Source organism: Leclercia sp. Colony189 (genome assembly GCF_009740165.1).
Lineage (GTDB): Bacteria > Pseudomonadota > Gammaproteobacteria > Enterobacterales > Enterobacteriaceae > Enterobacter.
This window is the reverse complement of record NZ_CP046557.1, coordinates 605,811-629,381: the sequence shown is the minus strand read 5'-3', so window position 1 is coordinate 629,381 and position 23,571 is coordinate 605,811. Positions and strand designations below refer to the sequence as shown.

Annotated in this window: 22 protein-coding genes; 6 read left to right on the top strand and 16 right to left on the bottom strand. The window is 59.6% G+C overall.

What is annotated here, in order from left to right; translation table 11 throughout:
* Positions 1-20: 20 nt before the first annotated feature.
* Both GNG29_RS03000 and GNG29_RS02995 read right to left on the bottom strand, forming a co-directional pair.
* Positions 21-1,094 (bottom strand): glycoside hydrolase family 105 protein, encoded by a 1,074-nt coding sequence (locus GNG29_RS03000; RefSeq protein ID WP_156653840.1) that lies wholly within the window; start codon positions 1,092-1,094, stop codon positions 21-23.
* Positions 1,091-2,167 carry a hypothetical protein gene (locus tag GNG29_RS02995; protein WP_156653839.1) on the bottom strand — a complete coding sequence of 359 codons (1,077 nt, stop codon included), beginning with the start codon at positions 2,165-2,167 and terminating at the stop codon, positions 1,091-1,093. The genes GNG29_RS03000 and GNG29_RS02995 overlap by 4 nt, the downstream gene beginning before the upstream one ends.
* 88 nt (positions 2,168-2,255) lie before the next feature.
* On the opposite strand from GNG29_RS02995, the gene GNG29_RS23440 reads away from it, so the two are divergent.
* Entirely contained in the window at positions 2,256-2,381 is a 126-nt protein-coding gene (locus tag GNG29_RS23440; protein ID WP_255410173.1) for a hypothetical protein, read from the top strand.
* A gap of 16 nt (positions 2,382-2,397) precedes the next feature.
* On the opposite strand, the gene GNG29_RS02990 is transcribed toward GNG29_RS23440, so the two are convergent.
* The 5 genes from GNG29_RS02990 to GNG29_RS02970 form a co-directional block, all read right to left on the bottom strand.
* Positions 2,398-4,071 (bottom strand): hypothetical protein, encoded by a 1,674-nt coding sequence (locus GNG29_RS02990; RefSeq protein WP_156653838.1) that lies wholly within the window; start codon positions 4,069-4,071, stop codon positions 2,398-2,400.
* An 84-nt stretch (positions 4,072-4,155) separates the two neighbouring features.
* Positions 4,156-5,235 (bottom strand): DUF2955 domain-containing protein, encoded by a 1,080-nt coding sequence (locus tag GNG29_RS02985; RefSeq protein WP_103823107.1) that lies wholly within the window; start codon positions 5,233-5,235, stop codon positions 4,156-4,158.
* A 2-nt stretch (positions 5,236-5,237) separates the two neighbouring features.
* On the bottom strand, positions 5,238-6,305 hold the full coding sequence (locus GNG29_RS02980) for an HlyD family secretion protein (protein WP_103823106.1): 1,068 nt from the start codon (positions 6,303-6,305) through the stop codon (positions 5,238-5,240).
* Complete coding sequence (locus tag GNG29_RS02975) at positions 6,305-6,772, bottom strand: MarR family winged helix-turn-helix transcriptional regulator (protein WP_103178102.1); 468 nt, start codon at positions 6,770-6,772, stop codon at positions 6,305-6,307. Before GNG29_RS02975 ends, GNG29_RS02980 begins: the two co-directional genes overlap by 1 nt.
* A 190-nt stretch (positions 6,773-6,962) precedes the next feature.
* Entirely contained in the window at positions 6,963-7,526 is a 564-nt protein-coding gene (locus GNG29_RS02970; RefSeq protein ID WP_197431829.1) for a LuxR C-terminal-related transcriptional regulator, read from the bottom strand.
* A 390-nt stretch (positions 7,527-7,916) separates the two neighbouring features.
* Here GNG29_RS02970 and GNG29_RS23260 point away from each other — a divergent pair, with 390 nt between their 5' ends.
* Positions 7,917-9,353: a hypothetical protein gene (locus GNG29_RS23260; protein WP_231736583.1), complete on the top strand. Its 1,437-nt coding sequence runs from the start codon at positions 7,917-7,919 to the stop codon at positions 9,351-9,353.
* A 93-nt stretch (positions 9,354-9,446) separates the two neighbouring features.
* The gene (locus GNG29_RS23255; RefSeq protein ID WP_231736639.1) at positions 9,447-11,957 is read left to right on the top strand and encodes an autotransporter outer membrane beta-barrel domain-containing protein; all 2,511 of its coding nucleotides are present in this window, start codon (positions 9,447-9,449) and stop codon (positions 11,955-11,957) included.
* A gap of 73 nt (positions 11,958-12,030) precedes the next feature.
* Here GNG29_RS23255 and GNG29_RS02960 read toward each other — a convergent pair whose 3' ends face one another.
* From GNG29_RS02960 to GNG29_RS02945, 4 genes are all read right to left on the bottom strand, one after another.
* On the bottom strand, positions 12,031-12,726 hold the full coding sequence (locus GNG29_RS02960) for a helix-turn-helix transcriptional regulator (protein WP_156653836.1): 696 nt from the start codon (positions 12,724-12,726) through the stop codon (positions 12,031-12,033).
* Positions 12,701-13,096 carry an amino acid-binding protein gene (locus GNG29_RS02955; protein WP_156653835.1) on the bottom strand — a complete coding sequence of 132 codons (396 nt, stop codon included), beginning with the start codon at positions 13,094-13,096 and terminating at the stop codon, positions 12,701-12,703. The genes GNG29_RS02960 and GNG29_RS02955 overlap by 26 nt, the downstream gene beginning before the upstream one ends.
* Positions 13,089-13,412, bottom strand: coding sequence for an antibiotic biosynthesis monooxygenase (locus GNG29_RS02950; protein WP_103178097.1), 324 nt, complete (start codon positions 13,410-13,412; stop codon positions 13,089-13,091). Before GNG29_RS02950 ends, GNG29_RS02955 begins: the two co-directional genes overlap by 8 nt.
* A 237-nt stretch (positions 13,413-13,649) precedes the next feature.
* Positions 13,650-15,065 (bottom strand): aldehyde dehydrogenase family protein, encoded by a 1,416-nt coding sequence (locus GNG29_RS02945; RefSeq protein WP_156653834.1) that lies wholly within the window; start codon positions 15,063-15,065, stop codon positions 13,650-13,652.
* A gap of 100 nt (positions 15,066-15,165) precedes the next feature.
* On the opposite strand from GNG29_RS02945, the gene GNG29_RS02940 reads away from it, so the two are divergent.
* Positions 15,166-16,068 (top strand): LysR family transcriptional regulator, encoded by a 903-nt coding sequence (locus GNG29_RS02940; protein WP_156653833.1) that lies wholly within the window; start codon positions 15,166-15,168, stop codon positions 16,066-16,068.
* Here GNG29_RS02940 and GNG29_RS02935 read toward each other — a convergent pair.
* Entirely contained in the window at positions 16,055-16,534 is a 480-nt protein-coding gene (locus GNG29_RS02935; protein WP_103178094.1) for a carboxymuconolactone decarboxylase family protein, read from the bottom strand. The genes GNG29_RS02940 and GNG29_RS02935 overlap by 14 nt on opposite strands.
* A 100-nt stretch (positions 16,535-16,634) precedes the next feature.
* Here GNG29_RS02935 and GNG29_RS02930 point away from each other — a divergent pair, with 100 nt between their 5' ends.
* Positions 16,635-18,026: a PLP-dependent aminotransferase family protein gene (locus GNG29_RS02930; protein ID WP_156653832.1), complete on the top strand. Its 1,392-nt coding sequence runs from the start codon at positions 16,635-16,637 to the stop codon at positions 18,024-18,026.
* A 94-nt stretch (positions 18,027-18,120) separates the two neighbouring features.
* On the opposite strand, the gene GNG29_RS02925 is transcribed toward GNG29_RS02930, so the two are convergent.
* On the bottom strand, positions 18,121-18,282 hold the full coding sequence (locus GNG29_RS02925; RefSeq protein ID WP_114316002.1) for a DUF1127 domain-containing protein: 162 nt from the start codon (positions 18,280-18,282) through the stop codon (positions 18,121-18,123).
* A gap of 176 nt (positions 18,283-18,458) precedes the next feature.
* Here GNG29_RS02925 and GNG29_RS02920 point away from each other — a divergent pair, with 176 nt between their 5' ends.
* On the top strand, positions 18,459-19,874 hold the full coding sequence (locus tag GNG29_RS02920) for a PLP-dependent aminotransferase family protein (RefSeq protein ID WP_156653831.1): 1,416 nt from the start codon (positions 18,459-18,461) through the stop codon (positions 19,872-19,874).
* A gap of 97 nt (positions 19,875-19,971) precedes the next feature.
* Here GNG29_RS02920 and foxA read toward each other — a convergent pair whose 3' ends face one another.
* The 3 genes from foxA to GNG29_RS02905 all read right to left on the bottom strand — a co-directional run bounded on the left by foxA (position 19,972) and on the right by GNG29_RS02905 (position 23,553).
* A complete protein-coding gene (foxA, locus tag GNG29_RS02915) occupies positions 19,972-22,080 on the bottom strand; it encodes a ferrioxamine B receptor FoxA (RefSeq protein ID WP_156653830.1) in 2,109 nt (702 codons plus the stop codon).
* A gap of 196 nt (positions 22,081-22,276) precedes the next feature.
* Positions 22,277-23,182 carry a helix-turn-helix domain-containing protein gene (locus GNG29_RS02910; protein ID WP_197431828.1) on the bottom strand — a complete coding sequence of 302 codons (906 nt, stop codon included), beginning with the start codon at positions 23,180-23,182 and terminating at the stop codon, positions 22,277-22,279.
* Positions 23,183-23,319: 137 nt separating this feature from the next.
* Positions 23,320-23,553, bottom strand: coding sequence for a DUF2171 domain-containing protein (locus GNG29_RS02905; RefSeq protein WP_103178088.1), 234 nt, complete (start codon positions 23,551-23,553; stop codon positions 23,320-23,322).
* Between the last annotated feature and the right edge of the window lie 18 nt (positions 23,554-23,571).

Genomic DNA, 23,571 nt, shown 5'->3' with positions numbered 1-23,571 from the left:
GATCGCCGGCCTTCTGCGCATTACGCCAGCCAGCCACCCTGATCGATCTCCAGCAGCAGCAGGATGGTTAACGCCTGGGCGTAGGGCACCGGGGCCATCGCGATATCGCAGTAGTACTGAATATCCCAGCCCAGCATGGTGCCGCGGGAGGCTTCCCGCACAATCCCCTCCTCGTCAATGCGCGCCATCACCGCGTCGAACGCCCGCAGGGCATGCCAGCTCACCGACGCATCCAGAATCCCCATCCGCACGCCGCGCAGCATCCCCCAGGCGATACCCGCCGTGGCGGAGGACTCCTGGGGTGAGAACGGATCGTCCAGCACCGTGTGCCACATGCCGTTCTCCGCCTGTAGCTCGCACAGCGTGCGCACCTGACGCGTCACCACCTGCGCCAGATAGCGCCGCACGCTGGCGTCCAGATGCTCGCCCATCAGCGCGATAAATTCCGGAATGGCGACGGTGATCCATGCGTTGCCGCGCGCCCAGAACGCCCCGGCGAAATGGTGCTTATCGACAAAGGTCCAGCCGTGATACCACAGCCCGCTTACCGGATCGCTGAGATAGCGGGTATGGAGCAGGAACTGGTAGCTCGCCTCGTCGATCAGATCCCGGCGTTTGAGCACGATCCCCGCCACGCCGAGGAACAGACAGGTCATAAATAGCGTGTCATCCCACAGCTGGCCGGTGTTCGCCTGCTCTTTCACCACGTGCTGGAATCCGCCCTCTTCGGTTTTTGGCAGGTCGCGCAGCAGGGCATCGGCCCAGTCGTTGACCGTCTCCAGTAGATCCTGGCGCTGATGATGCCCGGCCACCAGCGCCAGGGCGATCATCGGCGCGGTGGTGTTGATCTGCATCTCCGGCAGCCCTTTCGCAATCTGCGTTTCGTACCACGCCAGAATCGACTGCTGCAGCGCCGCATCCTGTTGGTGTTCCGCAAAGCGCCAGAAGCCATACAGCCCGACGCCAATCTCCCACTCCCACTCTTCAAAGTTGATGGAGAACCCGTCTCCAGCCCCCACTTCATCAAGATTTTTCAGTCGGCAGAAACCGCGCACCACGCGATCCAGTATTTTCCTCTGCTGCGCGCTGTTCATGCTGTCGCCCCTTCTACAAATGTTTCTGCATGGGCCAGTAATGCCCCGGTATCGGCGGCACGCGCGAGCGCCAGGCGTTGCTGTTGATGCCCCCGGCGGCCAGAGGCGATAAACAGCGCATCCGGGAACAATTTCCCCGCCAGATACTGCGCCGTCTGGAAGGCGATCACATTCTCCTCGCCCCAGAACGCCATCACGTCGCAGCCCCGCTCATCGTGCCAGTAGCGATAGCCCAGCAGCGTGGATTTTACCCGCCGCCACAGCACCGCCGGGAAGTGCTCTCCCCGATGGCGATGCCAGAGAACGAGCAGCGACAGGAGTGAAAACACCGAGCCCGCCTCCCGGGCGCTGACGCGCGTCAGGGTGCTGTACAGCAGCGCGTCGAGTTCCGGGCCATATTCCCGCTGCGCCATCAGCGTCAACAGGCGTTGGCCGCTATCGTCGTGGGCCGTCGTACTGTGCGCAGGCGGCGTGTACTGCCGTGGGGCGATGAGCTGCGGGCACGCGTCCGGCAGCCCATAGCCAAGCGGGATCGCGTCGAGGTAGACCATTTGCAGGGCAAATGTCGTATCACGTTCAAACAGTTCATCCAGATGGATCAGCAGGCGGTTCTTACCGGCGCTCAACGGTAGCGCGACCCCGGTGTGCTGCATGCTGTTGCGGGTGAAGGGCGTAAAGCAGACCAGCGGCTCGTCGTCACGCCAGAGCCGCACGCCGCCGCAGGTCGTCAGACGAAAGGTAAAGGTGCCGCTATGGGGCGCAAAAAGATCCACCCGCAGCCAGCGCTGCAGATGGTACGCCAGCGGATAAAAGCCCGAAAAGGAGAGAATGTTGTTGTCGTCGCTAAAAATCCCTTCCCGGCACGGCAGGGCCTGGGCGGGCTCCACCCGCCGCCGGGCGTGGGTTTTCAGGAACACCCGACGGCAAAACGACGGCGCATCCGGTCCCACCTCACAGGTGGGCTCTGTCGTTTCACCGGTATAAAACTCGGCGAAGCGCTCCGCTTTTGCCGCTGACCCCAGAAAACGCGTGAGTGCGTCGCCCTGTGCTAACTGCCAGTCACCTTGTGACATATCTTCCTCATCAACCCGTCCATTACGCCGCTATCATCAGCAGATTGGCCTTGCGGGGCGAGCAGCCCAGGAGGGGAATTGGCGGGATATGCCTGACAACTCACAAACCGGACGACAGGCAGCGATGCAGCGTGATGCCGATCACACCACGCAACCGGCAAGGAAGAAGAATGATGAGGACGATCACGTCAGGTTTTTAGCCCTCTCCACCTGACGTGATGTTGATCACACTAAGACTTCAGCGCTTTCAGCTCTTCGCTCAGGCTGTCCGCCAGCGCGCGTACGCGGGAGGCATCGAACAGCACGTGCATGCCGGGAGAAGCATCGGCATGCTTTAAGCAGAAGTCGTCCAGTTCGGCGGCGCTGCGATAGAGCTCCTGGATGTTGATCTGGCAGATTTCGCGCATGCTCCAGCTGTTCTCCACCTCGCGGGCAAAGCGCAGGGTAAAGAACGCCTTCTGGGCATGGACAAACAGATGGCAATAGAGGGCAAAGCCCTGCCACTCCTCAAGCCAGCGGCGTTTCAGCGCATACGGGAAGGCGGCGGTGTCGGTAAAGCGCAGGGCCGCTTCCTGTAACGTCTGCGAGGCGTCCCGGGCCTCGTCTTTTTCGCGGGCAATGCGCGCCAGCGACGCGGCAGAGGCTTCCACGTCGCTGGCGCTAAAGAAAATATCGCGCTCCGAACCCGGCAGCCAGTGGTTGCGGTTGAGCTGCCCGTAGAGGCTCCACACTGCCTGGCCATAGCTTTCCGGCACCTGACTGTGGCGATGAAAAACGTGATCGCGCACGTAGATGGCGCCATAGAGCACCTGCCCGGCCTGTTCCAGCAGTGCGTGGAAAGTGGCAAAAGTATCGGCATCTGGCTGCCAGCCATAGCGCTCATCCAGCCAGCTATGCAGCAGTTGCGCCACGCTAAGGTGGCTGCCATCGCTGGCTAACATCCGGCTACAGGCCACCAGATTGCACTCGCTCAGGGTGCCCATCACCCAGTGGTTATCCACCCCTTCCCAGCTGGCTTTGCACACCACGCCGCGGATCGCCGGATTCGAGCGGCACCACAGCAGACGCCCCTGCAGTTCGTCGATGCGCAGCCAGGGAAAGACGCCCCAGCCCACCTCTTCGCCCACCAGATCGATATCCGCCCACACTTCGCGCTCCTCCACCGCCAGCAGGGCCGGGTTATTGGGAAACGACGGCCAGAAACGTTCCGGAGTGAGTTTAATGGAGACGCTGACGCTCTCGGGCAGCGGGCGGATCGCCTCCAGCACGTTGTGCAGATCGTGATTGCCCGCCGGAAATACCCGCAGCACCAGATGTTTATTTTCGGCCTGCATGGTGCGGGACATGGCATTAAAGCAGCGGCTGTAGATGGCCTGGCTTCGGGCGTCGCGCTGGATCTGATTGACCTCGCCCTCTGCCTGTAACTCCCAGTTAGGGCGCGACACGGGCAGCAGGCCGTCGGTGCTGGAGATAGCGATCAACAGGCCGCTAGTGGCAGGAATCCGCTGGCAGATCAGGGCGATTTTACGGGTCAGGAACCCGCACCAGAAATCAACGTCGAGGCGCACGCCGTGGCCCGGCTCAAACAGGTGCGGGTGCGCCAGCAGCAGTTCGGTAGGGAAGCTGAACTCTTTGGCCTGCAGGTAAAAACGCAGCCCCTTTTGCTGGCAGAGTTGGCCCAGCCGGTTGAGGTAGACGCAGCGGGCACGCTGCTGGCTGGAGAGGCGGTCGTTGTCGAGATGCGGCGTGTAGCCTTTCGGGGAGACCAGCTTGTCGAACAGATCCGCCTGCCCGACAACCACGGTGTTAAAGTCATGCGCGACGGCCCAGTCCACCAGTTCGCAAGCCTTTTCCCAGTTCCAGTAAGCCTGATTATTCAGCTCCAGCGCCCGCGTCTGCCACATAGATCCCTTCCCTTTGTCATCCGGTTAGCCAACCGGCATTACTACCACAGAAGGGCGAAGTAATGTGCAGACTACCGCACATTATCATTTATCCCCGGCGGGTGGCGTGATGATATAGCGCGTCGGCGCGAAACAGTTAAGAAACAGATGCATAAGGAACACGATCGTCAGGGTCGCCACCAGCGCCACCGTCACCGAGACGATACGGTAGAGATCGCTGAACACCAGGTCGCCGTCCGGGTGCATGTTCTGGCCGAACATGATGCCGATGGTGGTGATGCTGGCAAAACCGACCCCGGCTCCCACCTTCTCCATCACGTGCAGGCGGGCGCCAAACGCCAGCCCGAGCCCAATCAGCGGCATCATTAGCAGCATGTGGCTGCTGTGATCGTAGAGCACCATCTGCACCAGCAGAATATAGAGGCAGCCGAGCACCACCCCCACCACGCGCCACAGGGAGCTCATTACCGCGCCGCGATAGTGCATCGGGAAGAGGATCAGGATGCCCGCCATCAGCGCCGACAGCGAATCGCTGAGATCGCTTATCTGGAACACCACAAAGATCAGCGTCGCCACGGTCCCGGAGAGCAGCGATTCATGGCGCACGCGGGCGGCATCTTTCTCCAGCCGCGGCGGTGGCGTGCGCGGCTCAACATCCGGCAGCAGATAGTGCATCAGCGCGCTCAGGCAAACCGCCATCACACTGGCTTCGAGGTTGGAAAAGAGCAGCGTGTGCCAGTTGGTGGTGGGATAGCTCATAAAGTTGAGCATGGTGCTCTGGCACACCACCCCCATCGAGCCAAAGAGGAACAGCGGCCCCTGGCTCATAAAGCGAAAACGCATCACGTAGAGGCCAAACACCACCAGGGTCATGATCACTGGCCATTGCGCCAGATAACCGATGATAAATACCATTTCAATGCAGTTCAGCGCCGAACTGAACACAAACTGTTTTGCCACGTGACGGTTAAACACCGGCACCAACGACAGCAGCATGATCGGGTAGATCACGAAAAAGACGCCGTAGCTGGTGTTGTAGAAGCTCGACACGCTCAGGGCGATCATCCCGGCAAAGACGATGCGCAGCGTCTGGCGAAAGTCGTTGGCGGTGTAGACGATATTGCCGTGCGGGGTAAAGACCCGCGCCAGGGTATTAATAGACATGATCAGTACACATAGTGCAGCAGGCTGACGAGGTGAATCTGCATCCCGGAGAAGAAGCGGGCAAACGGACCTTCGCTGTTATAGAGCTGCACGGTGGCGCGCGCCCCGGTCGGCAGGTGCTTTGGCAGCGGCTCGTCCAGCGCCACGTGAATGCGCATGCGCTGCGCGTCTCGCACCCAGCGGTTGGAGGTTTCCGGCTCAGAGAGCTGGCCATTGACGGCCTCCTGCCCGGCCAGAATACCGGCGTCGCTGCTGGTGACGTGGGCGCGGAAAACGTGGCCCGGGAAGGCGTCAAACACCACGGCGGCATCGGTCCCCTGACGGGTATGACGCAGGCTCTTTTCCCGGAAATCGGCGACGATATCGCTCTGGTTATTCACCAGCGCCAGCGCCGCCGAACCGGAGGTGGCATAAAAACCGGGGCTCAGCTGCACGTTACTGACGGTCCCGTCCGCCTCGGCGTAGATTTTCGTCCAGCGGAGATTGAGTTCCGCCTCGTCCAGCGCATTACGGTATTTTTGCAGGGTCACGTTACGCTTTTCGTCGCGCTCGCCGCGCTCAATACGCAGCTGATGAATGGTGGCTTCCAGATTCGCCACCGCCTGCTCGCTGCCCTGCCAGGTGGTGCGGACTTTATCCAGATCCGCCTGGGAGACGTTCTGCAACGTGCTGAGTTTCTGATAGCGATCGAAGGTGACTTTGTCGTTACGGGCGGTGAGCTGGGCGGTTTTCAGGCTCGCCTGGGTCGCCACAATTTGCGCGTCCAGCTGCTGATTGGCGAGACGCGCCTGTTCCAGCGCAATCTGCGCCGCTTCCACTTTATTACGGAATGGCGTCGGATCGAGTTCAAACAGCAGATCGCCCCGCTTCACCTGGCTGTTGTTATGCACGTGCACCGCCGCCACATAGCCGGAAACGCGCGCGGAAACGGGCGTCACCACGCGCATCACCGTGGAGTCCGGCGTCAGCGGGATCCAGATATCGGCGATAATGAAATAGACAAACATCAGCAGGAAAGAGGCAATACTTACCCTTACCCAGCGGGCAAACTTTTGTTCAGGGGTCATGATTATTCGGTCTTGTTATCTTCTTCGCGGATAGTCCGCAAGTTGCAGGCGATTTGATTGAGTGTGGCGCTGAAAATCTCCAGATGTTCCGGGGCGATATTCTGCGATACCCGCTCCTGGAACGTCTCGATAATCCGGGTCAGGGTTTTCAGCACCGCGTTACCCTCGGGTGTGAGCGTCAGCAGCCGGATACGCTTGTCATAAGGCGATGTGGTGCGCAGCAGGTAGCCCTGCTTTTCCAGCTGTGAAAGGGTGCGCATCAGCGGCGGCAGTTCAATGCCCTGCACCTCCGCCAGTTCGCTCACCGAGACGTTATCCCCCAACTGCTTTAACTGCATCATCACCGTCCAGCTCGACTGGGTTAACCCGGTGTCGAGAATGGCATCGTCAATCACTGCGCGCCACTGACGCACAATCATTGCCATCCGCATGCCCATCGGCCTGCGGCAGAACAGATCTTCTTCACGCATGGGAGGTCCTCACTTCACACGCTGAGAAGATAATAGTTATCAGGGTAAGTATCAAGAAACGAGGATGTTAAGCGCAGGAATTGCGAAAGCGGGCAGAGCGTTCATCCCCTGGCAGGTATCAAAATCAACAGCGCTTTTTCCAGGCTTTTTTGTGCCGTCATCCTTCGTTCAATAGAGGTCGCTTGCAGAATCAAGCACGTTGATCAAATTTTTTAAACAACCCGGTCAGATTGGTCACAGCGAATTTACGATAAATATTGCGTCGATGATGGCTTACTGTTTTTCCCGTTACGTCCAGATAGCGGGTAATTTCTTTATTCTTTTTCCCCGACACAATATAGGGCAGCAGCATGGTTTCCATACGGGTTAACCGTTGTTCTTTTTCAAGATGGTGCCAGCGGGCATTTTTAAAAATAGTGACCGGCTGATCTTCCTGGGCAAGATGGGCAAGACATGCGCTTAACTTTCGCACGGCACTTTTACAGTCGATGGTATAATCGGCAATAGTATTAATGAGAATATTTTCAATCGTGCTTTCGTAGCACACATCCCGGGTGATAAAAATAAAATAGCTCTGCTCGTACCGGTTTTTTAGATCCAGTAGGGCATGCAGAACTTTGATATCAGACTCACCATAATCCACTACAATCGCTTTGGCGCGAGAAAGATCCTCTTTTGTCGCTTTTTTGATGTCATCAAGATAATGCACCTGCTGAAACGACGGCGCGTCGAACATTAACTGTTCAACCAGCATGGCAAACCCCTGCTGGAAATATCTACAGGATGTTAAAACTATTACCATTCCCTTTACCCTCACCATCACTGTGGATTTATTAATAATCAGTGAGAATGTATTAATTTGCAATTAACAGTTTTCCGGGGGATTGTAGGAATATTCTCAAGTAATTAGCGGCATTTCGTGCTATCGCGCACAAAAAATGATATTTAACGAAAAGTTTAATCAGTTATAACAGCAAGATATCCGACCACTTAAGACTTTTCCAGGCAAGGAAAGAACAATCCCACCCTCAATATTATTTTCTTTTGTTATGCTGCAAAATGTAACGAAGGATTAAACAGTGTATGTATTTTTATATTCGCTATCGCGAAATAAAATCATTACGTAATAAGAGAGGGACACCTTATGAATAAATCATTTCGCCTGAATCAGCTGGCTATTAGCATGAGCATGATTCTGGGCAGCAGTTTTCTTTTGTCTCCAGCACTGGCAAATACCTGCGCGGGCACTGCATTTACCGGAACCTGCGGATTAACGCAATATGACATGACGTCACCGATAACGCCAAAGCCTACCGCGTGGTATTTCACTCAGAAAACCCAGGATGCGGCCATTGACGGCACGGCCAGGGCCCAGAATATCTATTTTGCCAGCGGCACCTCTTCCCGAACCTCTTCTGATATCCAACAGCTTCTTGTTGATGGCGCGAATCTGAGTGGCCATTATATCAACGTCAGTAAAGAGGGCTCAGCTACCGTTGTCCTGAACAATAAGGCCGCGGTGGACTTCATCGAGGCGGGCGCGAAGAGTTCTAACACCAATACCCATATCGTTGTCGATAACTCTACCCTGAACGGTGCCGCTAAGGGGGGAGATTATGATATAAAAAACGCCCCAAACTCGAAGTACTATCTTGACGGAAACGCCATTCATCTGGACGTCGCTGACAGCGGTGATGCCGATATTGATATCCAGAACAATAGCTTGATTACAGGCCGCATCTACGTGGGCGGCGCGGGGACACACGACGTCACCGTGCAGGACAGCCGTATTCAGGCGGGCAGCATTTTGCTGTACAACGCGACAAATAATAACGCCATTACGGTGCAGAACAGCCTCATCGATACCACTAACGCCGTCTCCAAAACAGCCAATGCGATAGAAATCACAAACCTCACCGCTGCAGATAAAACGCATACGATTGTAGTTGACCACAGCCAGCTGACGGGCTCGGTGGCCCTCTCTACCTCAGGCAGCACCAGCGCGCTGTCGGTTACCGATTCCACCATCACCAAAACCACCCAGAAAAACGGTAACGCCATTAGCCTGTCAAATGGCAAAGCCGCTCAGCTGAGCCTGGATAATAGCGAGATTGTCGGTCATACGGTGCTTTCCGGCTCGGAGAGCGTTACCGCCTCGCTGGCGGACTCCTCCCTTAACGGCAACCTGATTGCCAACAAAGCCGCGCAGATTGCCATGGATATCACCCGCTCCGTGCTGACAGGCAACGTCGATGCCAGCGCCGGCCAGGGCAGCGTGGATCTGCATCTGACCGACAGCACCCTCTCCGGGGATATCAACCTCAACGGTGCCAAAGTGCTCCGCTCCGACATCTGGCTGGATAACGCTGAGGTGGCGGGTAATCTGTACGGCAGCGGCGCTGCGAGCACCCTGCACCTGGCGAACATGCCTGAGTTTAGCGGGACGAAGTTCAGCAACTTCGGCAAGCTGGCTATCGCGGACGATGTGGTCCTCACCGACGGCTTTACCGACACCAACGTGGGCAGCGCCCTGACAGTGAACGGCACTACCGTGACCGCGCCGGTGCAGCTGAGCAGCTGAGCAGCTGAGCAGCTGAGCAGCGGCAATTTAACCTTTGATAACACCAAACTTATCGCCGATACCCTGGCGCTGAGCAGCGGCGCATCGTTGAATATGATCAACCATAGCCAGCTGCAAACCCGTTCTGACCAGCTGTTCAACCTGGCGGCCTCATCCCTGCTGCCAGAGGGCTATAACGAGACCGGGGCGAACGTAGGCTTTACTGACAGCACGCTGATCCTGACCGATGACACCTACCATCTGGACTATGTGAAGGCGGTCAATGAGCTGCTGGGCTCCACAGAAGGCAACAGCCTGGTGATGCTCGGCACGCTGCAGAATGCCGATAGCGTGGCGGGCACCGCCAGCGTAATCGAAGCCGCCATGACCCAGGCGGTGCTGGCCAACACCCAGGTTACCTCTGACAAAAACCGGCTCATTATCGGCGAGAAAGATGCGATCACCGATGACACCATTTTCGTGCGGAACGGCTTCGGCGCATCGCAGCTGCGGTTTGAAGGTGAAGGCCAGCCAGCGGTGGATATTGTCGGCGGCCAGACGCTGACTCTGACCGGGGCCGCTGGCGCGTTGATCGACGTGGCCGGCGCACCCGATGCGCCTGTTGCGGTAGCGGTCAATAACGGGACGCTGAACTTAGGCATCGCAGCCATGCAGGATGTGACCGGTCATCTCACCGGTACCGTCACCGTGGCCCCTGAAGGCGCGCTGAACATTGTGGCAGGCGATCACACGCTGGTTTCCGGCGGATCTGCTGCCGGGGTAGTCAGCAGCGGCCTGGTCAGGGTTGAACAACAAGCCACTCTGCACAGCGATGTCGCGCTTCAGGATAGCGCCCAGATGGCGGTTAACGGTTCCCTGCTGGCAGGGCAGCTCTCGGCCAGCCAGGAGGCACAAATCACCGTCGGCGATATCGCCGCCGCGGGCACGCTGGTCGCAGAACGTTTGGATCTACAGGGCGCCCGGATGTTTATCGACCCGGCCTGGACGGATGGTGGGACGCTGGCTAACGCCTCCCATGTGGCAAGCGGCGGCAGTGAGATTAACGGGCGCGTCACCGTGGGTCAGAACGCCCTGCTGGTGCTGGGTGATACCTCCACCGCTGCGGCAGAAGCCCGTTTCGCCAACAGCGGCTTAACCTGGGGTGAAAACGCCATCACGGCGGCGGTCTCTGTCCATACCCCGCAATACCTTAACGCCACCCAGGGCGGGCTGCGGGTCGACGGTTCACTGACCGGCAGCTCAGCCGACCGTGACGCCGCCTTTAATACCGTTGACTTTGCCGACCACTCTTTGCTGATGGTCAGCACGAAGGAGATGACCAATGGCCAGGCCGCGCTGAATGCGACCGAGGGTAGTCTGAACGTAGCGGACAGCGCCGCACTTTACGTCGCGGATGCGAAGGCCAACCAGACTTACTCGGTTGCCAGGGGCTTTAGCGATGTCAACATCGCTGGAAACGGCTGGCAGAACGAGAATCTGCTGTTGAATAAACTGCTGACGGCCACGACCCAGGAGCGTGACGGCGAGGTGCGGGTCACTACCCAGGCTCGTGCGGCACAGGACGTCCTGCCGGGCGTGGTCACTACCCATGCGCTGGATCAGCTTATCGCCAGCGGAGAGAACTCACGCTCTGCCAGCCAGGCGGGCGGCGTGCAGCACAATACCTGGGCGGCAGGCAACGCGGCGGTGGATGCCGTTCTGGAGCGTAACTCCATTGCCAACGCGGGCCTGCAACCCGCTGACACTGACGCCAGCGTCTGGGTTCACGCCCTGTACGGTAACCCGCGCAGCAGCGACCTGAGCGCCGGAAATCTGAGCTACGGCCAGAACAGCAAATTCTACGGCCTGATGATGGGAGGAGACAAAGCCTGGCAGACCGAACACGGCACCCTGCGCAGCGGCGCGGCGTTCCATGCCGGTAATGGCGACAGTGATTCACGCGGCGATACCAACGCCACCCACAATGATTTCAGCTTCTGGGGCGTTACCCTGTACCAGAACTGGAACCAGGATCGCTGGAACCTGACGGGCGACGTCAGCCTGACCCAGACCAGCAACGATGTTTACCAGAAACAGCCGGGCTGGCTGGAAGCAGGCAACAAGCTGAAGGCAAACGTCGACGGGATGCTGTTCAGCGCGGGCGTGCGGGGCGAGTACCTGATCGAAACCGATGTGCTGGATATCATTCCTCATGCGGGTGTGCGTTATAACCAGCTCAAGACCGAGGCCTTTGATACCAAAAACGATCAGGATGAACGCGTCTTCCATACCGATAAAGGCACGCAGAACATCTGGCAGTTCCCGGTAGGGGTGAAAGTCGCGAAAACCTTCGCGCTGGATTCCGGCTGGAAGATGAGTACCCAGGCCGATGTCGGCGTGGTTGCTGTCACCGGCGACCGGGAGAGTCAAAACACCCTGCACACCGTGGGCATCAGCGCCAGCGATACTCTCCGCGCAGAGATCATGGATGACACCGCCTTTAACGGCCAGCTGGGGGTGAAAATGCAGAAAGGCAATATGACCTTCGGCGTAGGCTATAACGTGAATGCCTCTCATCACGACACCGATCAGACAATGAGCGCCACCTGGTCGCTCAACTTCTAAAACAAACAAGCCGCATACAGAGTATGCGGCTACTTTTTGTAGGCCCGGCAAGCTGGCGCCGCCGGGCGTTTCCTCAACGGCTAAAACGCTGCTGAATGGCCCGCAGCCCTGATGCCGTCACCGTCACCTCGCGAAACCCTTCCACCCGCTGGATCCAGCCTTTGGTTTCCAGGAAAACCAGCAGCGCTGCGCCCGCCTCACCGCCCAGGTGGAAACGGCGTTCGCTCCAGTCCAGGCAGGCGCTACACGCTTTGCGCCGGGTATTAGCCTTAAGCACGATCCCCAGCGCCAGGAACGCCTCGCGGCCTTTTCCGGTGAGGGCAGACCCGTCTGCCACCAGCCAGCCTTCGGCCTGCATAAAATTATAGATCTGCACGGCGACCGTGCCCGCGAGATGGTCGTAACAGGTGCGGGCATAACGCATCGACGCTGGCGCGGTGGTTTCCGGCGGCGTGATGCGGCTCCACGACAGCCCCATCATCTGCTCTACCAGCTCCGCAACGTCGTGCCCCGCCAGACGATAGTAGCGATGCCGCCCCTGAGAAAGGCAGGTAATCAGCCTGCCCTCCACCAGCCGGGCGAGATGGCCGCTGGCGGTTGAAGGGGCCACATCCGCCACCGCGCTGAGCTCCGTGGCGGTCCACGCCCGCCCGTCCATCAGCGCACAGAGCATTTTGACCCGTGACGGATCGGCCATCGCCGCCGCAACAGCCGCAACGGCCAGCTCCAGCGCAGCGCTATTATCAGGAGGTAAACGCGTCTTTAACATTGGCAGCCCACGGCCCGGTGATCTCTGCGGCCAGCTTATCATTATCCGTCAGCAGAATAAGGTGATTCGCATGATCGCTGTACTGGGTCAGGATGGAGACCCCCTGCGCGGCCAGCGCGGCGGCAATCTCGCCCAGCTCACCAGGGCGCGCCTGTTTCAGCTTACGGATCAGTGGTTTTCGCACCGCTTTCACATTAAAACCCGCGGCAAGGAGGAGGCGCCGGGCTTTTTCGCCCTCCACCATCAGGAAATGCGCCTCCACGCCAAACACGCCGCCGCCCTCCAGCCCTACGCCGTTGCGCCCCAGCAGTTGACCAAAACGTGCCAGCTCGCCTGGGGTGTCGTTGAACCTCACATGAACGTCATACATCGGCATGCCCTCCGGTTTCTGAACTGTACTCCCGCACCACCTGCGCCACGCGAATACGGTAGTGGGTAAAAATCGACGCCCGCCCTTCGGCCTGTGCGGCCTGGTGAAACAGATTTTGTCTCCAGCGGCAAATCGCCTCCTCGTCCCGCCACCAGGAGAGGGAGAGGATTTTGCCCTCGGTGGTCAGGCTCTGAAAACGTTCAATATCGATAAAACCGTCGATATCCGCCAGCAGCGGTTTTAGCTCGGCGGCCAGCTGCAGGTAACGCGCCTGGTGCGCGGGTGCGGCTTTGGCTTCAAACAGGACTGCAATCATGATCTCTCTCCGTTGTGAGGTTAAGGAGAGAGTGCAGGAAACAAAAACGTGATGCTTCGGTGAAGAGCGAAATGTCGCTTTCGTGCGCCGGGGGTTGCCGGGTGGCGCTGCGCTTACCCGGCCTACGGAATGGCGGTTGTGGCATCGATACGCTGGAACCGCCGGGTGGCGCTGCGCTTACCCGGCCTACCCAGGCACGAACCGTAGGCCCGGCAAGCTTGCCCCGCCGGGCGTTTTTTAGCTGAGGATCGACTTCGGCTCCATAAACGCGCTGATGCCCCAGGCCCCCATCTCGCGCCCCACGCCGGAGTGCTTAAATCCGCCAAACGGCGCTTTGGGCTCGTGTGTGAGGGTATTGACCAGCACGCGACCCGCCTGGATCTGCTGCGCCACGCGGCGGGCACGCCCGCTGTCGCCGCCGAGCACCAGCGCGCTCAGGCCATAGTCGGTGTCGTTGGCAATGGCGATGGCCTCCGCCTCATCGCGGTAGGCGATCACGCACAGCACCGGACCAAAAATCTCTTCCCGGGCGATAGCCATCTGGTTATGCACATCGGTGAACAGCGTTGGCCGGACAAACCAGCCGTCCCGGGTACCCTCCGGCCGCCCTACCCCGCCCGCCAGCAAACGCGCCCCCTCTGCCAGCCCTTTCTGAATATACCCCTGCACCCGCTGCCACTGTCTCTCGCTCACCATCGGGCCGACCACGGTCTTCGCATCGCGCGGATCGCCCGACACCACCGCCGCGATGGCCTGGGCCAGCGCCTGCTCGAATTCAGCTTTTCGCGACTGCGGCACCAGAATACGCGTACCGGCCACGCACGCCTGGCCGCTGTTCATCAGCCCGGCCTGGACCGCCAGCGGGATCGCCTGTTTGATATCGGCATCGTCAAGAATAAGCGTCGGCGATTTACCGCCCAGCTCCAGGGTAACGCGGGTAAAGTTCTCCGCCGCGTTGCGCAGGATCGCTTTGCCGGTGCGGGTCGATCCGGTAAAGGAAATTTTTGCCACATGCGGGTGACGGCTAATCGTCTCCCCCACCGTATCGCCGCGCCCGGTAACGATGTTAAACACCCCCGGCGGCAGATCTGCGGCGTGCAGCGCCTCGGTCACAATCTGCGTCTGCAGGGCGCTCATCTCGCTGGGCTTGATCACCGCGGTGCAGCCTGCGGCCAGCGCCGCCGCCAGTTTGCCGCAGATAAAGCCCGCATCGCTGTTCCACGGGGTGATAAGCCCGGCGACGCCGAGCGGGGTCATCTCTACTGTCGCCGCACCCGCGACGGTCGTAAATTCGAACGCCTCCAGCGCCTCAATGGCCTGGGCAATCACCTCCGCCGGATAGCTCGCCATCCAGGCCGAGCGTGATGCGGGGGCACCGTACTCCTCAACCACCGCCTCCAGCAGATCGTCGTGGCGGGCGGCCACCGCCGCGTGCATCCGTTGCAGGGCGGCAATGCGCACCTGCTTTGTGGTTTTCGACCACGCCGGAAACGCGGCTCTGGCCGCGGCAATGGCACGTTCGCCATCCACCGCGTCGGCCAGACGCACCTGACCGATGACGCGCGCCGTCGCCGGGTTATACAAATCGAAGCGCTCGGTGCCGTGTGGAGTGACAAACTCCCCGTTGATATAAACCTGTTCGATGTGATGCATAGCGACCTCCTCAGACTGGATAAAGCGAGTCTGACACGCCTTCTCTGTGACGATAATCCACGCTATGCTGCAAAGGTTGTTTCGATTTTCAGGATAATCTATGCACCGTTCAGGACTGACAGAGCTGGAAGTGGTCATGGCCGTAGTGCGTCGCGGCAGCTTTCGCGCCGCCGCCCAGGAGCTGGGGATGTCGGCCACCGCCGCGAGTAACGCCATTGCCGGGCTCGAAAGCCGCCTGCAAACGCGCCTGTTCAATCGCACCACCCGCAGCGTGGCCCTCACCGAGGCGGGGCAACGCTTTGTCGCGCGCGTGGGGCCTGCCTTGCAGGAGATCCGCCAGGCCAGCCTGGAGATCCACAGTGATCCCGACGAGCCTGCCGGCATCCTGCGCCTGAACGTGCCGAACAACGTCGGCTCGCTGTTCCTGGACGCGCTGCTGATCGACTACATGATCCGCTACCCGAAAATGCGCGTCGAAGCGGTAAGCGAAGCGCGGATGATCGATATCGTGGCGGAAGGGTACGACGCCGGGATCCGCCTCGCGGAATCGGTCCCGCAGGATATGATCGCCGTGCCGCTTACCCCCGATATCCGCCAGCTCATCACCGCCACACCGGACTATTTTGCCCGTCACGGCATTCCGCTTACGCCGGACGATCTGCTGCAACATCAGGGGATCGGCATGCGGATGGCGCACGGCGGGATCTACCGCTGGGAGCTGGAGCGGCGCGGAGAGCAGATTGCCCTGGCGGTGGCGCCCCGTTTTGCCACCTCGGATCTGTTTGCCTCGATCCGGGCGGTAAAAGCCGGGCTGGGGGTGGGATTTTTACCGGAACTCTATATTCAGCAGGAGCTGCAAAGCGGGGAACTGGTGAGCGTGCTGGAGGAGTGGACGCAGCCCTTTGCCGGACTGCGTCTCTATTACCCTGGCCATCGTCACGTCCCGCCTGGGTTGCAGGCGCTGGTGGCGATGATCCGCGAGCGGGGTCTTACTCGAGGTTAGCCTTGTTGAGGCCGTAGGCACCGTCGAGGGAGCCCGGTTCCATACGGGAGGTGATGCCTAAGCGGTTCCAGGCGTTGATCGCCACAATGGCAAAGTTCAGCTCTGAAATCTCCTTTTCCGAGTAGTGTTCCGCCACGCTGCGGTAGAGGACATCGCTGATCCCGTGCGGGCCAATCTGCGTCAGCGCTTCGGCGAAGGCCAGCGCCGCTTTTTCCCGGGCGCTGAACAGCGGGGATTCACGCCATGCGGCCAGATGGTAGAGGCGCAGCTCACGCTCGCCCGCAATTTTCGCCTCTTTCGCGTGCATATCCAGACAGAAGGTACAGCCGTTGAGCTGGGAGACACGAATGTCGATCAGGTGCTTCAGCGCCGGGTCGATGGAGGTCTGGCTCACCGCCATGCTCAGGTCGGAGAGCGCTTTAGCGAGGGCAGGTGTGGCTTTATGGTGGTTAACGCGAGTGCTCATGGTCTTTCCTCTTTTGTGCGGTACAGGTCATGCGATGGGGCAAATTTACGCCGTTCATGACATAGTAAAAAGATACAAAAACCGCGAAACGAGGTAGGACATGAAACCGGGCTATCACCAGATCTATACCCGCTACCGGGACAATATCACCCGCGGCATACTGAAGCCCGGCGACAAGGTGCCCGCCATTCGCGTGCTGGCGGAGGAGCTGAAGGTCGCGCGCAAAACGGTGGAAACCGCCTACGCCATTCTCATCGGCGAGGGGTATCTGGTGAGCCAGGGGGCGCGTGGCACCCGGGTGAACCCGGACTTAAACCTCCCCGCCGCGCCACCGCCGCCCGACGATCCCGTCACCGGCACGTTACCGGAGTCCCTGGTCAGCCAGCGCGAACGGGCCGGCTTTTTACGCCCCGGCATCCCGGCGCTGGACAGCTTTCCCTACAAAAAATGGCTGCTGCTGGCGGGCCAGGCGGTGCGCGCCATGCGCCAGGAGGAGATGCTCAACCCGCCGGTGATGGGCTGGGCTCCCCTGCGCCAGGCGATTGCCCGCTACCTGAACATCTCTCGCGGGCTGACCTGCACGCCGGATCAGGTGCTGATCACCAGCGGCTACAGCGGCAGCCTGCGCCTGATCCTCGATACCCTCGCCAGCCGCAACGACAAGGTGGTGTTTGAAGATCCGGGCTATTTTATGGGCCAGCAGCTGCTGCGGCGCATCGTGCCCCGCCTCTATACGGTGCCGGTAGATCGCGCCGGGATGGACACAGACTACCTGCTGCACCACCACGCCGACGCCCGGTTTGCCATCGTCACCCCGTCGCACCAGAGCCCGCTGGCGGTCACCCTCTCGCTGCCGCGCCGTCAGCAACTGCTCGACTGGGCCACCCGCAACGAGGCGTGGATCATTGAAGATGACTATGACGGCGAGTTTCACTACACCCGCAAGGTGCTGCCGTCGCTGAAAAGCCTCGATCGCCAGGATCGGGTGATCTACATGGGCACCTTCAGCAAAACCGTGATGCCGTCCCTGCGCCTCGGCTATGTGGTGATGCCCGCCAGCACGGTAACGGCTTTTAACGACTGCGCCGATCTGCTCGCCAGCGGCCAGCCGGTGCTGACGCAAAAGATCCTCACCGCCTTTATCAACGACGGCCACTTCTTCCGCCATCTGAAAAAGATGCGCGCGCTCTACCAGCAGCGACGCGACTGGATGATTGCCGCCCTGCACGCGGTCTATGGTGACCGCTTCTTCACCGAACAGAACGATGGCGGAATGCATATCGTGGCGTTCTTAACCAAAGGCAGCTGTGACCAGGAGATCGCCCACTGCTGGCAACAGCAGCAGTTACAGGTCAACGCGCTGTCGGCGTGGTACAGCGGGTCGGGCAAACGCTACGGGCTGGTGATGGGGTATAACAACGTGCGTTCGTATCAGGAGGCGGTGGCTCTGCTGGAAAAACCGAAACAGCAGACGCTGGCACTGTTGCGCTGACAAGCGCCGGGTGGCGGCTACGCCTTACCCGGCCTACGGTTCGTGCCCTTGTAGGCCCGGTAAGCGCAGCGCCACCGGGCGATAACTGCGCAAGCTACAAATCATACCGTGACAACCCGATGTCCTTTAAATCTTCATCACTTAACTCGCTCAAAATCCGGCGCGTGCGGTTGATGCGATACCAGCGGACAAGGGCTTTTCCCATCCAGATAAAGATCGCAAAGGGGCGTTTGGCTCGATTTTCGTGGAATTCCATGATGCTCTCCTCGGGGTGTCTGAGGGGTTATCATCACGGATCCCACACCTTCCAATACAGATTCAAAAATTACTTTTTTTTAACATACAGATCGTCTAAAACAGGAACTGCATGGCAGTTTTTACCGCCATCTGTACCGGTTTACTTTTCTGTATGGTGAGAATAAGGGATACAGCATGACGCGCTACCAACATCTGGCCAATCTTCTGGCGGAACGCATTGAACAAGGGCTCTATCGCAGCGGGGAGCGTTTACCCTCGGTGCGCGCCCTGAGCCAGGAGCACGGCGTCAGCATCAGCACCATACAGCAGGCCTATCAGATCCTCGAAAATTTACAGCTGATCACCCCCCAGCCGCGCTCGGGCTATTTTGTCGCGCCGCGAAAGGCGCAGCCGCCGGTGCCGGCGATGTCGCGCCCGGTGCAGCGTCCGGTGGAGGTGACCCAGTGGGATGAGGTGCTGACCCTGATGGAGGGGCGCAATAAAACCGACATCACGGCATTTGGCGGCGGCCAGCCCGACCTGACCCAGCCAAGCCTCAAGCCCCTGTGGAAAGAGCTGAGCCGGGTGGTGCAGCACAGCGTTAAAGAGGTGCTCAGCTATGACGAACTCGCCGGGCGACGTGAACTGCGCGAGCAGATCGCCCGCCTGATGCTGGACGCCGGATCGGTGGTCACCGCCGACGATCTGATCGTCACCAGCGGCTGCCACAGCGCCCTCTCCCTGGCGCTGCTGACCATCTGTAAGCCCGGCGACATCGTGGCGCTGGAATCCCCCTCTTTCTACGGCACCATGCAGATGCTGCGCGGTCTGGGGATCAAGGCGATCGAGATCCCCACCGATCCGGTGACGGGGATCAGCGTCGAAGCCCTGGAACTGGCGCTGGAGCAGTGGCCGATCAAAGGGGTGATTGTGGTGCCCAACTGCAATAACCCGCTGGGGTTTATCATGCCCGAGTCCCGCAAACGTCAGCTGCTGGCGCTGGCCCAGCGGCACGATATCGTCATTTTTGAAGATGATATTTATGGCGAGCTGGCGTTCGAATATCCCCGCCCCTCCACCATTCACTCGCTGGACATCGATGGCCGGGTGCTGCTGTGCAACTCCTTTACCAAAACTGTCGCCCCCGGGCTGCGGGTGGGGTGGATTGCCCCGGGCCGCTATCACGACCGGATTATGCACATGAAGTATGCCGCCAGCGGCACCAACGTGCCCGCCAGCCAGCTGGCACTGGCTACCTTTATCCGGGAAGGGTATTACCACCGCCACGTGCGGCGGATGCGCCAGATCTACCAGCAGAATATCGAGACCTACACCTGCTGGGTCAGGCAGTTCTTCCCCTGTGGCATCTGTGTGACCCGCCCGATGGGCGGCTACATGCTGTGGGTGGAGCTGCCGGAACATGTGGATATGGTCTGCGTGTCGCGGGAGCTGACGCGGTTTAACATCCAGATCGCCGCCGGATCGCTCTTCTCGGCTTCCGGCAAGTACCGGAACTGTTTGCGGATCAACTGCGCCCTGCCGCCAAACGAGAAGCACCGTGCGGCGGTAGAGCAGATGGGGGAAGCGGTGAATATTGCGATGGCGGAGTAACGCGGTGCGGTCTGTTTGCCGGGTGGCGGCTGCGCCTGACCCGGCCTACGGTTCGACTCTTTTGTAGGCCCGGTAAGCGCCACCGGGCATTTTCACATCAGAACGTCCATGACACGCTGCCGACAATGCTGCGCTCGGCACCAAAGTAGCAGTATGAGAGCGAGTTACAGGCCGCCACGTAGCTTTCGTCCGTCAGGTTGTTAACGTTGAGCTGCGCGCTTACCCCGGTCAGCCCCACCTTCGACAGATCATACCCCACCGCCAGATCCACCAGCGTGTACGACGGCAGCGTATGGGTATTCATGCGGTCGCTGGTCACGCCGTTGACGTAACGCACACCGGAGCTCATCGTCAGGCCATCCAGCGGCCCGGTTTTCACGTCATAGCTGAGCCAGCCGCTGGCCATATTGCGTGGGGCATAGACCGCACGCTTGCCCTCTTCCTCCGGGCTGCTCTTCTTGTAGCGAATGTCGGTATAGGTGTAGGCCGCCTGCAGGCGCAGGCTGTCGGTCAACTGCCCTACCGCTTCCAGCTCCACCCCTTCCGATTCAATTTCGCCGATGGAGCGGTATGGATCGGTCGGCTCCTCTTTGGTGGCGATGTTTTTCTGGTTGATGCGGAACACCGAGGCGCTGAACTGGCTGTTCATCCCCTCCGGCTCAAACTTCACCCCCGCTTCCCACTGCTTGCCTTTCATCGGGTCCAGCAGATCGCCGTTCTCATCGGCAAAGCTGGTTGGGGTAAAGGCGGTGGAGTAGCTGATATACGGCGCGATGCCGTTATCGAACAGGTAGAGCAGCGCCGCGCGGCTGCTGAAGTTATTCTTGTCCAGATCGCTGCGGGTATCGTTGAGCTTGTCGACATTGGAGACGCTCACCTGGTCATAGCGCCCGCCCAGGGTCAGGCGCCAGCGGTCCAGCGAGAGCTGATCCTGCAGGTAGTAGCCGGTCTGGCGCAGCTTGTGCTTCTCCTTGCTGTACATCGTGATGCTGTCCGGCCCGGCACCGTAGACCGGGTGGAAGGAGTTGATCGGCGGGAAGCTGCCGTAGTAGCCGGTGGTGTGGTTGCTGCGATCCTGGTAATCGAGGCCAATCAGCACCCGGTGGTTCACCGCCCAGGTATCGAAGCTGCCGTCGATCTGGTTGTCCAGGGTGATGGCGTTCATCTTCTCGTCCGAGCCAGAGTAACCGCGGTTGAGTTCGGTGTCGTTCAGCCAACCCGCGGCATAGACCTGGTTCAGCTCCACTTTGGTGTGCAGATAGCGCAGCTTCTGGCGCACCGACCAGCCGCTGTCGAACATGTGCTCGATGTTATAGCCGACCATATCCTCGCGGCGGTCGTACTTGTCATAATCGTCCTCGCCTTCGAAGAAGGTGTTAGAGATCATCTTCCCGTTGTGCGGCACCACGGTGCCGTCGTACGGCAGGCCGGAGTGGCTCCCGCCTTCGGGATCGCGGTGAAGGTAGGCCATCAGATCCAGACGGGTGTTATCGGTGATGCGCCAGGTCAGGCTCGGCATCAGGGCGTAACGCTCCTCTTTCAGCGGATCGAACTGGGAGTCGGCATAGCGGGTCATACCGCTCAGACGGGCCGCCACGCGGTCGTTATCGTCCAGCGCGCCGGTGACGTCAAACATCGCCCCGCGCTGATCGTTGTTCCCGGCGAACAGCTTGATCTCGCCGCCCGGATCGAACGACGGTTTGCGCGAGGTGAGCGCTACGATCCCCCCCGGCGATGAGCGGCCATACAGCACCGAGGCCGGGCCGCGCACCACTTCGATATTTTCCAGGAACCAGGGGTCAACCACCAGCGAGCTGTGAGAGTTGGTGTCGCCCATCATCTTCAGGCCGTCGAGGTAGACATTATCCAGGCTGCCGTCGGAGAAGCCGCGCAGCACGATGTAGTCAAAGCGGTTTGAGGCGCCGATCTGGTTGCTGTAGACGCCCGGGGTGTAGCTCACCGCCTGGCGGACGCTGGTGGCGCCCTGCTCCTCAAACTGCTCACGGGTAACAATCGACACCGCCTGCGGGGTCTCGATATCCGGCGTCGCCAGCTTGGTGGCGCCGCTCTGCATCTGCGAGGTGACAACAACCGTTTCGGTTTTTGGCGTCTCCTGCGCCATCAGGGGGAGCGCGACGCTCCCGGTAACCCATCCCACCAGCAGTGCCAGCCGCGATTTAGCGAACATGAATATCTCCAGAGCCATTTCTAATTATTAATGAGAATTATTACCTTTTTCATTTAGAAGATAGCTATGCGCGCTGCCAGAGTACGTATGCGCAATGCCAAACCGCACGAATGGCGTTGGCGATGGAGGAAAAAAGGGATTAGCAGCCGTTACGGACCGCGCCGGGGCAGATACCGTAGCGACGGCGAAAGGCGGTGGCAAAGTTGGTGGCGTGCTAGTAGCCCGACATCCAGGCCGCCTGCTGTACGCTGTGCCCTTCCAGCAGATAGCGGCGCGCCAGCGCGAGGCGGCAGTCGCGCAAATAGTCGAATACCGTGCAGCCATAGGCCTGACGGAATTTGCTGCGCAGGCTGCTGGGGCTCATTGCGGCCTGAGCCGCCAGCTGGGCGAGGGTGTACTCCTGCTCCGGGGCCTGTTCCAGCAGATGGCGGATCTGCTCCAGCCGGGCCTGTTCACCGCTTGATGCGCCAGCAAGCGCCGTGCCCTGCTGCTCCCGCAGGTGCAGGCCATGGCCGAGGAGCTGGTACATCACCCCTTCCAGCAATAGCTGGCGCGACAGGCTGCTGCGCTCGCGCTGGCGGGCATGCTGGATCCCGGCCAGCACAAAATCTGGCACCTGCCAGACAAAGGTGGGGGCATTCAGCCTCTCCCACTGCGCCAGCAGTGAGGCAAGCAGGTTTTCCCGACGGGCATCGTCGGGGTAAACACCAAAAGAGAGGGTTTTCAGGGCGATATCCGCATCATGACGGGCAGACATCGCCTGCTGTTCGCTGAGCCGGGCGCTGAAAGCCATACCCGGGCGCACCGAGTAAACCTTGCCGCTGAGGGTCAGGGTCACGCACCCTTCCAGCACCACCAGCACATAGAGCGGGCTGCTGTGGCGGGAGGTGGTTTCATAGGGTTGCAGAACGCGGACATCGGAGTGGGTTAATGAGATGCCGGACGGCAGGATCATCTCTTCGACATCGCCGTGCAGAACCGGGCTGCTGCTGGCACATGTATCAGTGAGCAGCGGAAAACGGTAGTCAATGCCGTAGCGCTCGCCAAAGACCTTAAAGTCAGCAACGGAAAAGGTTTTTTTCGCTGTGGGGGCCGGGTGAGGGAGCATTGTGTCGGACATACCTGCGCCTGGAAAAGCATATTAAAAATAAAACAGTATCACTCCTTTAACGCGGCGGCAATGCAGGCAAATTTAATAAATATTAAGCTCCGACAAGATGCCGGAGCTCAAATATATCCGCCTGGTGCTGACGATTATTACGCTTCTTGCCAGCCAGCAAACACTTCTTTATGGTCTTTGGTCAGAACCACATTATTCCCGTCGATTTTATCGACCCACTCCAGCGGAATATAATGGTGTTTACCGCCGGACTCGGAGTCATTTTTTGCCAGCTTAATGCGGTTGCCGTCAAGATGGTCAACGGTGCCAACGTGGGTACCGCAGCTTGCCATTACCTGAGCATGGTCCTTGATTTCACTCTGGTTTACCATAATTAATTCTCCTCATTT

Bases quoted from the DNA above. Each gene is read 5' to 3' on its own strand.
- GNG29_RS03000 (WP_156653840.1), bottom strand. From the start codon at position 1,094: ATGAACAGCGCGCAGCAGAGGAAAATACTGGATCGCGTGGTGCGCGGT.
- GNG29_RS02995 (WP_156653839.1), bottom strand. From the start codon at position 2,167: ATGTCACAAGGTGACTGGCAGTTAGCACAGGGCGACGCACTCACGCGT.
- GNG29_RS23440 (WP_255410173.1), top strand. From the start codon at position 2,256: ATGCCTGACAACTCACAAACCGGACGACAGGCAGCGATGCAGCGTGAT.
- GNG29_RS02990 (WP_156653838.1), bottom strand. From the start codon at position 4,071: ATGTGGCAGACGCGGGCGCTGGAGCTGAATAATCAGGCTTACTGGAAC.
- GNG29_RS02985 (WP_103823107.1), bottom strand. From the start codon at position 5,235: ATGTCTATTAATACCCTGGCGCGGGTCTTTACCCCGCACGGCAATATC.
- GNG29_RS02975 (WP_103178102.1), bottom strand. From the start codon at position 6,772: ATGCGTGAAGAAGATCTGTTCTGCCGCAGGCCGATGGGCATGCGGATG.
- GNG29_RS02970 (WP_197431829.1), bottom strand. From the start codon at position 7,526: ATGCTGGTTGAACAGTTAATGTTCGACGCGCCGTCGTTTCAGCAGGTG.
- GNG29_RS23260 (WP_231736583.1), top strand. From the start codon at position 7,917: ATGAATAAATCATTTCGCCTGAATCAGCTGGCTATTAGCATGAGCATG.
- GNG29_RS23255 (WP_231736639.1), top strand. From the start codon at position 9,447: ATGATCAACCATAGCCAGCTGCAAACCCGTTCTGACCAGCTGTTCAAC.
- GNG29_RS02960 (WP_156653836.1), bottom strand. From the start codon at position 12,726: ATGTTAAAGACGCGTTTACCTCCTGATAATAGCGCTGCGCTGGAGCTG.
- GNG29_RS02955 (WP_156653835.1), bottom strand. From the start codon at position 13,096: ATGTATGACGTTCATGTGAGGTTCAACGACACCCCAGGCGAGCTGGCA.
- GNG29_RS02950 (WP_103178097.1), bottom strand. From the start codon at position 13,412: ATGATTGCAGTCCTGTTTGAAGCCAAAGCCGCACCCGCGCACCAGGCG.
- GNG29_RS02945 (WP_156653834.1), bottom strand. From the start codon at position 15,065: ATGCATCACATCGAACAGGTTTATATCAACGGGGAGTTTGTCACTCCA.
- GNG29_RS02940 (WP_156653833.1), top strand. From the start codon at position 15,166: ATGCACCGTTCAGGACTGACAGAGCTGGAAGTGGTCATGGCCGTAGTG.
- GNG29_RS02935 (WP_103178094.1), bottom strand. From the start codon at position 16,534: ATGAGCACTCGCGTTAACCACCATAAAGCCACACCTGCCCTCGCTAAA.
- GNG29_RS02930 (WP_156653832.1), top strand. From the start codon at position 16,635: ATGAAACCGGGCTATCACCAGATCTATACCCGCTACCGGGACAATATC.
- GNG29_RS02925 (WP_114316002.1), bottom strand. From the start codon at position 18,282: ATGGAATTCCACGAAAATCGAGCCAAACGCCCCTTTGCGATCTTTATC.
- GNG29_RS02920 (WP_156653831.1), top strand. From the start codon at position 18,459: ATGACGCGCTACCAACATCTGGCCAATCTTCTGGCGGAACGCATTGAA.
- foxA (WP_156653830.1), bottom strand. From the start codon at position 22,080: ATGGCTCTGGAGATATTCATGTTCGCTAAATCGCGGCTGGCACTGCTG.
- GNG29_RS02910 (WP_197431828.1), bottom strand. From the start codon at position 23,182: ATGTCCGACACAATGCTCCCTCACCCGGCCCCCACAGCGAAAAAAACC.
- GNG29_RS02905 (WP_103178088.1), bottom strand. From the start codon at position 23,553: ATGGTAAACCAGAGTGAAATCAAGGACCATGCTCAGGTAATGGCAAGC.